This is a genomic window from Methanoregula sp. (genome assembly GCF_041663825.1).
Classification (GTDB): domain Archaea; phylum Halobacteriota; class Methanomicrobia; order Methanomicrobiales; family Methanospirillaceae; genus Methanoregula.
The window spans coordinates 62155-75356 of record NZ_JBAYLY010000007.1; the positions used below are offsets into that span (position 1 = coordinate 62155).

At 53.4% G+C, this 13202-nt stretch carries 1 protein-coding gene; it reads left to right on the forward strand.

Translation table 11 applies throughout. From position 1 onward, the window contains the following. The first annotated feature begins 128 nt into the window (after nucleotides 1–128). On the forward strand, nucleotides 129–13184 hold the full coding sequence (locus WCX19_RS04965; protein ID WP_373005746.1) for a tetratricopeptide repeat protein: 13056 nt from the start codon (nucleotides 129–131) through the stop codon (nucleotides 13182–13184). Nucleotides 13185–13202 lie beyond the last annotated feature (18 nt).

Consider the following 13202-nt stretch of genomic DNA (forward strand, 5'->3'; position numbering starts at 1 on the left):
AAAATAGTATTCATAAATAGTGACATGCAAATATATACCAGAAAGGGTATATGCCGCTGTTTCACACGCGTATATACGTCATGCGGTGCCAGGAATAATGGAGATTAACGAGGGAGCGACAATAATCCATGAGCAGAAGTGATGCTGAAGCACTGATGCGGCAGGGCATTGAACTCTATGATCTCGGCAGGTTTCAGGAAGCCGTGGTCATGTTTGACCGGGCGCTCACCCTCTTCCCCAAACTGCCTAAAGCCCATTACTTTAAAGGTATCGCCCTGTATGATCTCGGCAAGTTTGATGCAGCGGTCAAATCCTATGATAATGCGCTAACGCTTGACCCCTCCGATATCAATGCGTGGTACAACAAGGCTGCAACCCTCGCACAAGTGGGTCGAAACAAGGAGGCACTCGATACCTGCGAACGGCTGATCGCTCTCAAGTATGATAATGCCGAAGCCTGGATCCTTAAGGGCATTGCCCTCTACGAACTTGGACGGTACCAGGACGCGATATCGGCATACGATCATGCACTTACCATCGATCCCAGCCACGCGAAGGTCTATTATAACAAAGGAATCGCTCTTGCAGATCTCGGCCGGCACGAGGAGGCCATTGTCGCATACGGGATGGCGATCGAGATCCTCCCCGAATATTCCAAGGCTTTCTACAACAGGGGGATCTCCCTCTACGAGATCGGAAGATATGACGAAGCCCTTGACGCCTTCGAACAGGCACATTCTCTTGATCCCTCAGATGCCTGGGTCTGGTATTACCGTGCATTTATTCTCGCAAAACAGGAACGGTATGATGAAGCGGCTGAAGCGGCCGAGGCATTTCTTGCAGCCGAGCCCGACCACGCGGATATCTGGGTGATAAAAGGTATCGCCCAGTACAGGTCGGGGAAATTTGCCGATGCTGTAGTATCGCTGGACAACGCAATTTCACAGAACCCTCTTGTTCCGGATGCCTGGCTCTACAAGGGATTCTCCTTATTTGAGCTGGCACGGTACGAGGATGCTGCGTATGCCCTGGACAAAGCTGCGGAGATGAACCCGTCAAATACCCGGATCTTCTTTTTCCGGGGTAAAGCATATCAGAACCTGAACCGGTTCCGCGAGGCCGTGGCGGATTTTGACCGGGCAATTGCGGCCGAACCGGATAATATCGATGCAATATACAGCCGGGGTGTCTCCTGCGTCCACATAAGCAGGTACGAGGAAGCGCTTGAGGCGTTTAACCATATTCTCGCAACACAGGAGAATCATGCAGGGGCCTCCTACTTTAAAGGGATTGTCCTTTCGCGACTCGGGCGGCAGGATGAAGCGATCGAGGCCTTCAGCCATACCCTCTCTGTCGATCCCGGGTGTGCCTCGGCTGCATACCAGATCGGCCTTTCCTATGCAAGTCTTGGACGATTCAGGGAATCTGTCTCTGCCTATGATCAAGCGCTTAAGATCCGGCCGGATTATTCGGACGCCGTGTACCACAAGGGTTTTGCCCTGGCCCGACTGGGAAACAGCGATGATGCAATCCAGGAATTTGACAAGGCCTTAATCGACAATCCGGGCAATGCACAGGCCTACCACCAGAAAGGCAAGCTCCTGGCAAAGACCGGCAGGTACGAGGAGGCTCTGGATTCGCTCAACAAAAGCATTGCGCTCAAGCCAGACAATGCGCAGGCATGGTACGACAAAGGTAGTACCCTTTTAAAAGCGGAACAGTTACAGCCGGCGATCGAGGCGTTCGATCAGGCAATCGAGATCTACCCGAACTATGTCAATGCATATTTTAACAAGGGTCTGGCCCTTGCCAAAAAGGGCGAACTCGATGAGGCACTTCGCGCATTTGGCCAGACTGTGGAAATAGATCCCGCCCACACGCTTGCGTTATATCACCGGGGTGCAACGCTCTTTAAAAAAGAGCGGTATGCTGATGCCGTTGACGCCTACGATGCTGTGCTCGAGATCTCCCCGGAGAATACGACAGCCCTCTATGAAAAAGGGATTGCACTCACGCATCTCGGGCGGTTCAAGGATGCTGTTACCGCATTTGAAGAGGCGGTCGAACAGAACCCGGGTCTTGCCGATGCCTGGCTCTATAAGGGGATCTGTCATGCTCATCTCGGTGTCCCTGATGATGCAATCTTGTCGTTTGACAAGGTAATCGGCCTTAACCCGAAGAACACAGAGGCATTGGTCCGCAAGGGGATGGCACTTGTTACCCTGGGCCGGTACGACGAGGCGATCACTGTCTTTAACCGCGCCCTCGAAGACGCCCCCCGGGATGTCTGGGCCTGGTACTACAAGGGCTTCTCACTTGCCGAACTTTCCCGGTTTGAAGAAGCAATCCGGTCGTATGAGCGGGTGCTTGAGATCAACCGCCGGTGCGCCCGTGCATTCTACGAGAAGGGTAATGCCCTTGCCCGGCTGGGTAAACAGCTGGAAGCAATTATTTCGTACGACCAGGCACTGGAGATCGAGCCCGATAATCCAAAGACCCTGTACCAGAAGGGAATCGCCCTTGCCCAGCGCGAACGGTACGAGGACGCGATAAAGACTTTTGAGCGGATGCTGGCGTTTGAACCGGATAACCCGCACGCTCTCTATTATCTCGGTATCGCGTATGCCGGCCGGGAACGGTATGATGAGGCAATCGGTGCGTTTGAACGCTCCCTCGAATACGACCCGGCAAATGCCCTTGCCCATCATTACAGGGGGATCTCGCTTATAGAGCGTGAGCGGTACGATGAAGCGATCCGGGCATTTTCCGATGCACTGGCTCTTGACGCTTCCAATGCTTCAACGTATTATTATCAGGGTATTGCGTATCTGCAATGCCAAAAGTACGAGGAGGCCCTTGCGGCACTCAATACATCAGTCTCAATGAATCCCTCACTCGTCGAGGCGTTCACGTACCAGGGCATTGCCCTTGCCCGGCTCGGCCGACATGACGAAGCCGTCGCGGCGCTGAACCGCAGTCTCGCTCTTAATCCTTCACAAATGGAGGCACTCGTCAGACGCGGTGAATCGCTCATGGTGCTTGAGCGTTATGCCGAAGCGGTGGAAACCTTTGATCGCATCCTCTCCTTAAACCCGAATCTTGTTGACATCTGGATGCAGAAGGGAACCGCCCTCGACAAGATCGTAAAAAAGCAGGATGCGCTGGTCGCGTACACGAAGGTTCTGGAGATAGATCCGAATAATGCAAACGGGTGGGTGAAAAAAGGCATCCTGCTTTCGGATCTGGGCAAGATCCCCGAAGCGGTTACGGCATTTAATAAGGCCCTTGACCTCAATCCGGCTCTTGTCGATATCTGGATGCGGAAAGGTGACGCCCTCAATATCCTCGGGCGGACAGAGGAGGCTGTGTATGCGTATGCGCAGGCCCTCAAACTCAATCCCGATCAGGAGGATGGCTGGATCAAAGACGGCAAGGCCCTCTTTGACCTTGGGCGGTACCAGGATGCAATCGATGCCTTCGATAACGCGATCACGTTAAACCAGCGAAGTACCGGAGCCTTCTTTTACAAGGGATTCTCCCTTGAAAAGATCAACCGGATAGAAGAAGCGATACAGGTCTTTGAAGTCCTTGTGGAGATCGATCCAAACAACAGCGATGCTCATTACCACCTGGGCCTCGCCCTTGCAAACTTCGGCCGGCAAAAAGAGGCGCTGCACTCCTTTGAAGCGGTAATTAAAATAAAGGAATCGTTTGCCCCTGCATGGTACAACAAGGGAAAGATGCTTCTCGATCTCGGAAAGTATCAGGAGGCTATTTCTGCGTTTGACCGGGCACTTGACATAGACCCGGGGTATACCGAGGTCTTCTACTACCGGGGATTTACCCTCCAGAAACTTGGGCGCTTCCAGGAAGCCATCGAGGCATTCAACAAGAATCTTGAAAAAGATACCAGCAACTCCCCCGGATTTTTCTTCAAGGGAGTTGCGCTCTCAAAACTTGGGAAATACCAGGAAGCACTGGAAGCATTTGACCGGGCGCTGATCTATGACCCGGAGAATGCACTTGTCTATTTCCAGAAAGGGCGGGCGCTGGATGGCCTTGGCCGGCACCAGGATGCCGTTACCGCATTTGAGAAAACTCTTGCGCTCAAACCCAAATACGCTGAGGCACGGATGCGTAAAGGCATCTCACTCTATAATCTTGGCAGGTTTGTCGAAGCGCTCAAGGATTTCGACCAGACCATAAAAGAGAACCCTCACAACTTCCATGCCTGGTACCAGAAAGGTCGGGTACTCTTTGACTTAGGCAACTACACCGAGGCTATCGATGCCTACGACCATGCGCTGGATGTGGAATCAAACTACCCGGACGCCCATTACCATAAGGGACTTGCCCTCTACGAACTGGGGAGATATGAGGAAGCAATCCTCTCCTTTGATCAGGCACTTGAGAGCGATCCCCATCTTGACCGCGCCCTGTTCCATCGTGGTGCATCGCTCCTGAAACTTGAACGCTACCGCGAGGCAGTACAGGCGTTCGATCAGACACTCATCCTCCTGCCCAAGTATGCACCTGCTCATCATCTCAAGGGAGTTGCGCTCGCTGCACAAGGTCTGTACCATGATTCAATAGACGCGTATGACAGGGCACTTGAATGCGATCCAAAAAGTGCAGAATCTTCGCTCAACAAGGCCCTGTCACTGCACAACCTGGGGCAGGACGAAGAGGCCCTTGCTGCCGCAGGAAAGGCTCTGGAGATCCGGCCGGATTTTGCTGAAGCCTGGAGATATAAGGGACATATCCTGTCCCATATGGGGAGGTATGAGGGGGCACTTCTCGCGCTGGACGAGGCGCTTTCCCATGATCCGGGAAATGCGCAGATCTATTACCAGAAAGGCCGGGCCTTCGATGGCCTGGCCCGGCACGAGGAAGCGATCCTCGCGTACGATACGGCGCTTTCCACCCAGCCCGACTGTATCCAGGCACGGATGCATAAAGGAGAGGCACTCATAACGCTTGGCAGGTTCCGCGATGCAGTTGGGGAATTTAAGAAAGTCCTTGATCCACATCCCGATATTGCTGAGGCATGGTACCAGAAAGGCCGGGCACTCTTTGATCTTAAAGCCTATACTGAATGTATCGATGCCTGTGACCATGCGCTCACCCTCAACGCATCCTATGCCGAAGCCCACCAGTATAAAGGTCTCGCGCAGTATGAACTGGGCCGGTATGAGGATGCAATCAAGTCCTGTGATCAGGCAATACGCATCGATTCGCATCTCGACCGGGCCCTGTACCACCGTGGGGCAGCACTTTTAAAACTAGAACGTTATGGCGATGCGATTGAAGCGTTTAACCGGACATTAGCACTTGTACCGGATTATGCACCAGCGCATTACCACAAAGGTATTGCACTTGCAGCCTTGGGAATGTACCGGGATTCTATAGACGCGTATGACCGGGCACTCGAATGCGATCCAAAGTGTGCGGATTCTGCGTTTAACAAGGCTTTGTCGCTCTCCAACCTGGGCGAGGAGGAAGATGCACTTGCTGCCGCAGAAAAGGCAATAGAGATCCGGCCGGATTTTGCTGAAGCTTGGAGATATAAGGGACATATCCTGTCCCATATGGGGAAGTATGACGAGGCTCTTCTCGCGCTGGACCGGGCACTTGCCCATGATCCGGGAAATACGCAGATCTATTACCAGAAAGGCCGGGCCTTCGATGGCCTGGCCCGGCACGAGGAAGCGATCCTCGCGTACGATACGGCGCTTTCCACCCAGTCCGACTGCATCCAGGCGCGGATGCATAAAGGAGAGGCACTCATAACGCTTGGCAGGTTCCGCGATGCAGTTGGGGAATTTAAGAAAGTCCTTTGGACACATCCCGATATTGCTGAGGCGTGGTACCAGAAAGGCCGGGCACTCTTTGACCTTGGGGATTATACTGAATGTATCGAAGCCTGTAACCACGCGCTCAAACTCAACGCCTCCTATGCCGAAGCCCACCAGTATAAAGGTCTCGCGCTGTATGAACTGGGCCGGTATGAGGATGCAATCGAGTCTTTTGATCTGGCAATAAGCACGGATTCACGTCTTGATCGCGCCTTATACCACCGGGGCGCAGCGCTTTTAAAACTCGAACGTTATCGCGATGCGATCGAAGCATTTGACCGGACAATAGCGCTCGTACCGAACTATGCTTCCGCACATCACCTCAAGGGTGTTGCACTTGCAGCCCAGGGAATGTACCAGGAATCAATTCTCTCTTTTGAGAAGGCACTGGAGGCCGATCCAAAGAGTGCAGAGTCTGCGCTTAACAAGGCCATATCTCTGCACAACCTGGGGCAGGACGAGGGAGCCATTCAGGCTTCGGATATAGCCATCGGGATCCAACCGGATTTTGCCGAGGCATGGTATTACAAGGGAGTTTGCCTCTCAACTCTTGGACGGTATGCCGATGCAGTGCTTGCCTTCACCCGGTCACTTGAAATTGACAGTACCGATACGCATGCCTGGTTCGATATGGGGCTTGACCTGATCCAGATCCTGCGTAACGAGGAAGCTGTGGCGGCCTTTGACCATGTTCTTGGCCTGCTTGCGGATTACCCGCAGGCATACTATCACAAAGGACGTGCTCTTGTCGCGATGGGCAAGTACGAGGATGCCGTTGCCGCATTCGATCACGCACTTGTGATCACCCCAAATGATGTGCCCCTCCTGTCAGCGAAAGGTCTGGCCCTTGAAGCATTAAAACACTTTAAAGAGGCTGCTTCCGTTTTTGAATCTGCGTGTGCGGCAGACCCCGGGTCTGCAGATAATTTCTATCACCTTGGCCTTGCGTATGTCGAACTGCAACGGGATGAAAAAGCGATCGGCGCTTTTGCAAAAACCATCAAGATCAGCCCGGAGAATACCGATGCGCTGGAGCAGGCGGGACTTGCACTTAACCGGCTGGAAAAATACGAGGATGCGATTGATGTCTTTGACCGGTGCATCAGGCAGGGCCGGGAAAGCGCCCGTATAGAGTACGAGAAAGGCTACGCATATTACTCCCTTAAAAAGTATGAAGAATCAATCCCCTCATTTGACCGTGCGATCGAACTTGACAGCAACCATATCGGTGCACTGGTTAAAAAAGGGCAGGCGCTCTTTGAACTTCAGCGCTATGATGATGCCCTTACTTTCTTTAACCGGGTAATAACGCTTGATCCTGAAAATGCAATTGCCCATTTTACTATGGGGATTGCATACATGCGGCTTTCCCGGTACGAAGATGCCGTGATCGCGCTCGATCGCGCTCTTGAATATGACGGCGGTAATGCCCGGATACATGCATGCAGAGGATACGCCCTCTACCGTCTCAACCGTTTCAAAGAAGCCGCCGAATCATTTGCAAAGGCACAAAAACGCCAGTCTAAGGATCCCTTTACCCTGCTTTACCGGGGAAAATCTCTCCTGCATATAGAACGGTGGGAGGAAGGTATTGCAGCATTTGACAAACTGCTGGCCCTTGATACGAAGAACGCGACTGCCTGGTATTATAAGGGAATCGCGTATTCCCACTTGGCGCTTCACAGTGAAGCACAGGATGCATTCGAACAGGTGCTTGCAATAGACGAAAATTGTGCGGTAGGGTGGTACCAGAAAGGACTGGTACTCTTTGAACTTGAACACTTTGACGAGTCGCTGCCGGCGTTCGAGCGTGCGCTGGAGATCGCGCCCACGGTGCAGGACTATGCGTTCAGGAAGGCGCTTGCCCTCTTTATGCTGGGACAGTACCAGGAATCCTCCCCTATCTTTGATCTGGCACTGACGATGGGCCCGGAGACTTCTGTTATCCAGTATTACCGGGGCCGGGCACTCATGGAAATCAAAGATTTCCCAAAGGCCCTCGATGCGCTCAACCGGGCGCTTGACATTGACCCGGAAAATTCGTTTATCTGGCTTTCAAAAGGAGAAGTCCTGTTCCATGAAAATGACGGTGCAGCAGCAGTTACTGCCTTTGACCAGGTCCTTTTACTTGACCCCAAATCTGTCGAAGCGGCATTCTATAAAGGAGAATCCCTTGCCCTGCAGGGTAATGATGAAGAGGCGGTTCATGCATACGATCTCGCCCTTGGCCTCGATCCATCCTATCCCGAAGCCGCGTACAGGAAAGGGCTGGCATTGTTCCGGCTGAAAAATTATACCGGGACGGTTGAGGCCTGCGATCAGGCCATCCAGTTTGTGCCCGAACACGCTCACGCGCACTACCAGAAGGGACTGGCGCTTTTTGCTCTCGGGAAATATGAAAAAGCGATACGATCCTTCAAGCAGGCTCTTGAACATGACCCCTCCTTAAATGATGCGTTGTTCCAGTCCGGGCTGGCGTATGCCGGTATGAGCCGGTACACGCAGGCACTTGCCGCATTTGACAAACTGCTGGAACTTGAACCGCAGAACGCTGAGGTGCTGTACCACAAGGGGCGCATGCTCGCAAAACTCATGAGGCCCGATGAGGCATCAGGAGTGCTCGATGCGGCCCTCAATATCGAGAACAACGATGCCGATGTCTGGCTCCTCAAAGGGAGTGTGCTTCTCGATCTGGAGAACCTGGAGAGTGCACGGGAAGCCTTCGATCGTGCCCTTGCCCTGAACCCGGATGACATTACTGCATGGTACCGTAAGGGAAAGACCTTTATCGGGCTTCGCAATTATCCGGAGGCGATTAACTGTTTTGACCGGGTCATCGCTGCCGATCCCGGCTGCTCTTCGGCCTGGTTCCGGAAAGGCAGTTCCCTCCTCTCAAGCGGTGATCTCAAGGGGGCTATAGAAGCACTTACAAAGGCCCTCGAACTTAAACCCGACAATGCAAACGGGTGGTATGACCGGGCCGTTGCGCTTGCCGGTCTTGGGAGATACGAAGAGGCAAACCCCTCCTATGACCGGGCGCTTGCTCTGAACCCGAAATATTCCGGCGCCTACTATGATAAGGGTTGTGCACTTGCCCGCCTCGGTCGGGACCGTCAGGCAATCGAGGCATTTGACATGGCCTCTTCGATTGATCCGAACTTTTCTCTTGCCTATTTCGAAAAGGGGCTTGCACTTGCCCGGCTCTCAAAGAACAAGGAAGCAATATCCGCCTTTGAGGCAGCAATCGCAATCAATGCGTCTAGTGCGCCGGTATTCCTGAACAAGGGGCATGCCCTTGCAAATCTTAAAAAATTCGGGGACGCCGTTGCTGCATTTGACTCTGCAATCAGACTGGATCCGTCAGGGTACGATGCATGGTTTGCCAAGGGTTGTGCTCACTCCAGACTCAAACAGTATGACGATGCGGTTACTGCCTTTGACCGTGCGCTTGACATCAACAAGAACCAGTACCTCGCGTATCACGAAAAAGGTGTAGCTCTTGCGCGACTCGGCCGGTACGAGGATGCAGTTACAGCACTTACTGACGCTCTTGCTCTCGATGACAAGAAACCGGAGACCCATTACGAGATGGGCTGTGCGCTCTTCGAACTGGGGCGTGATGAGGAGGCTGTCACCACATTTGGCCGGGTTCTTGAGCTGGATGCCACATTTGAGGATGCGGCCTATATTCTGGGTCTTGCCCTGGAACGGCTCGGCCGGTATACCGACGCGATAACGGCATTTGACGGCATGATCTCCCATGCACCGGATCATTTCGGGACGTGGTACCACCGTGGCCTTGCGTCGGTGCAGATCGAAAAGGACGATGACGCAGTACAGGCCTTTGAGAAAGCCCGCCAGATCGAGCCTCATGATATTCCCCTGCTATTCTCTGAAGGAAAGGCATGGTACCGCTTGGGACAGTATGAGGATGCGCTCCACCTTTTTGACATCGCACTCGGGAGGGAACCGGGCAACGGTGAGATCCTTTTTGAGAAAGGAAAGACCCTTGCCATTCTGGACCGGCATAACGAAGCACAGGAAATCTTCCGTCTTGCATTTACCCAGCTCTCTGACAACTACGATCCAGCCTATCTCCGGGCACAGTCGCTCGTCGTACTCGAGCGGTACGAGGAAGCCGACATGGCCTTTGACGCTGCACTGTCGCTCAGCCCTGATAACCCTGATATCTGGTCCAGAAAAGGCGGAGCACTTATGCGTACCGGCCATTACGAAGCGGCGATAGCGGCGTTTGACCGGGCAATTGCACTCCAGCCGGATGATCACGAGGTGCATCTGGAGCGGGGCCGGGCGTTTGCTGCCCTCAAGAAGTACGAAGACGCCATTGGTTCGTTTGACCGGGTGCTTGAGATTGAGCCATCGGATCCCACTGCCAGTTTCGAACGAGGGAGAGCGCTCTTTTATATTGAAAAATATGAAGATGCGCTTGCGGCGCTTGATGTTGCCCTTGACGGAGATCCGAAAAATACTGATGCCCTGTATTTCCGTGCGGCCTCGCTTGCCGCCCTGGAACGTTACGCTGAAGCAGCAGAATCGTTTGAGCGCCTGTTAGTGTACACCCCGGAGGATGCCGAAACCTGGTACGAGCAGGGCTGCGTGCTGGGGAATCTCCGGCATTTCGATGAAGCCATCGCAGCATTCGACCATGCCATCTCCTTGAACCCGGATCATTTCGATGCGCAGTTCCAGAAAGCCCGCTCGCTTGACAGGCTTGGACAGTACAGCGAGGCAATTGAGAGTTATAAAGAGGCCCTTCTCCTCCGGCCTTCGGATACAAAGACGCTCTGTTACAAGGGGATCGCACTTGCACAGAGCGGGCGTTCTGAAGAGGCAGTAAAAGCGTTTGATGCCGCGCTGGAGATCGATCCGGTCTTTGCCGATGCGCTCTTTGAGAAGGGTAAGGCGCTTGTTACACTGGGTATGTTCCGCGAGGCTGTCAAGACCTTTGACAAGACACTGCTTATCGACAAGAATTATGCCGGGGTTTATTTCTATAAAGGACGTGCTCTTGCAGATCTGGGAAGGCATGACGATGCGATTCTCGCGTTTAACAAGGCCATCGATCTCGATGCCGGTAACACTGATGCATTCTATCACAAAGGAATCTCCCTTGCTGCAATTGGCAAACCAGATGACGCAATTGAGGCATTTGATCACGTGATCCAGTCCACACCGGATTCAGTCCCCGGATGGCTCCACCGGGGGATGGTACTCTACGATCTTGGAAGATACAACGACGCCATCGAATCATACGGAAAGACGCTGGACATTGATCCGGCCAATGCAGAAGCATGGTACCTGAAGGGTCGTGCAATCCAGGCACTCAACAACTTCGGCGATGCGGTCGAGGCATTTAACCGGGCGCTTGAAATAAAACCTGATTTTATTGACGCCCATTATTACAAAGGTAGGACGCTCTTTGAATTAGGCAAATATAACGAGGCAGTCCAATCATATGACGATGCCATTGCCCTGCGCCCCAAGCACGATGAAGCGCTGTACCACAAAGGAATGGCGCTCCTGCGGCTCCTGCGGCCCGGGGATGCAGCCGCCACGTTCGATCTTGCGCTCCGGCTCCGTCCGAACTATGCGTGTATCTGGACCGGCAAAGGAATGGCCCTTTCTGCCCTTGAGCGTCACAAGGACGCGATCTCCTGTTATACCAAGGCCATCGGCCTTGACAAGAAAGATGCCCGTGCGTATTATCAGTTCGGGCTCTCGCTTCTGGCCCTCGGCCGGTACCAGGAAGCGATAAAGAATTTTGATGCGGCGCTTGTACAGCACCCGGATTGTGCCCCGGCATTCTATGCAAAAGGGCGGGCCTTGTGCGGAGTCGCCATGTACCAGGAATCGATCAACGCATTCGACCGGGCACTCTCTCTCCAGACAGACTATCCGGAAGCGTGGCTCTACCGGGGGATCGCTCTCGCAAACCTGGACCGGTACGAGGATGCACTGGACTGCTATAACCACGCCCTTGCTATCAACGCTTCATATGCTCCGGCACTTCTTAATCTGGGCCGGGCATTTATTCACCTGGAAAAGACGAGCGAGGCTCTTGATGCATTTGAAAAAGTCCTTGCAATCCAGCCGGAATCATCGGAGGCGTATTACTACAAGGGACTTGCTCACGTCAAGAAAGAGCAGGACGATGAGGCGGTTGATGCGTTTAATCATGCGATTGCCATCAACCGGCAGTACGCTGAAGCGTATCATTACCGGGGTGTCGCGCTTGCCCGCCAGGAGCAGTATGAGGAAGCGGTGGCCTCGTTTGATGCAGCACTACGGATCAGAAGTAATTATCCTGAAGCCCTGTACGAGAAGGGGCGATCCCTGTTCCACCTGGGAAAATACAAGGAAGCCATATCAGGATTTGACCAGGCATTGTCAGCGAACCCGGGATTTACCGACGCAATCTTTGAGAAAGGGCGGGCGTATATTGCACTCCAGAATCCTGACGGGGCAATCAGGGCATTTGACCGGGCGCTGGAGATAAACCCGTCCTGCTACCAGGCACATTACTGGAAAGCCCGGACCTTAAATGACGAGGGCAGTTATGATGCAGCAATCACGGAGTACGACAATGCCATTGCCATAAAACCGGATCTGGCTGAACTCTACCGTGATCGCGGCCTTGCCTATGCAGCGATTGAACAGTATCGCGATGCTATCAAGTCCTACGACCGGGCGCTGGAACTCGATCCCCATGGTGCCGACTCATACGCTCACAAGGGGACATCCCTTGCCGAGCTTGGCATGTACCGCGATGCACTCGAGTCATTTGAGAAAGCAATTGAAAAGAACCCGAAACTTGCCAATGCCTGGTTTGGCAAAGGAAACGCCCTCTATGATATGGGGAAGTATTCTGAGGCAAGAGACGCGTATGATGAAGGCCTCAAACTGGACCCGGAGAATGCGATTGGCTGGACCCGGAGGGGCATGTCCTTTGCCGGCCAGCAGGAGCATAAGGCTGCGATTGAATCCTATGACAGGGCAATTGCAATCGATCCCTCGTTCTCGATTGCATACTTTACTAAGGGGAGCTCCCTTGAGGCGCTCGGGCAGTTTGAGGATGCAGCAGAGGCATACCGTGCGATGATCTCCCTCCAGCCGGATTTTGTCGATGCATGGATCCACCAGGGTCGTGCCCTGCAGGAACTGGAAAAATTCCAGGACGCCTTGTCATCGTTCAAACATGCGCTGGAGATTGATCCCTCTCGTAAAGAGGTCTGGAACGAGATCGGGGCGACGCTGGACAAACTGGGCAAGCATGACGACGCAAAGATCTGCTACGATAAGGCGCAGTAAGTACCCGGTACCGGTTGA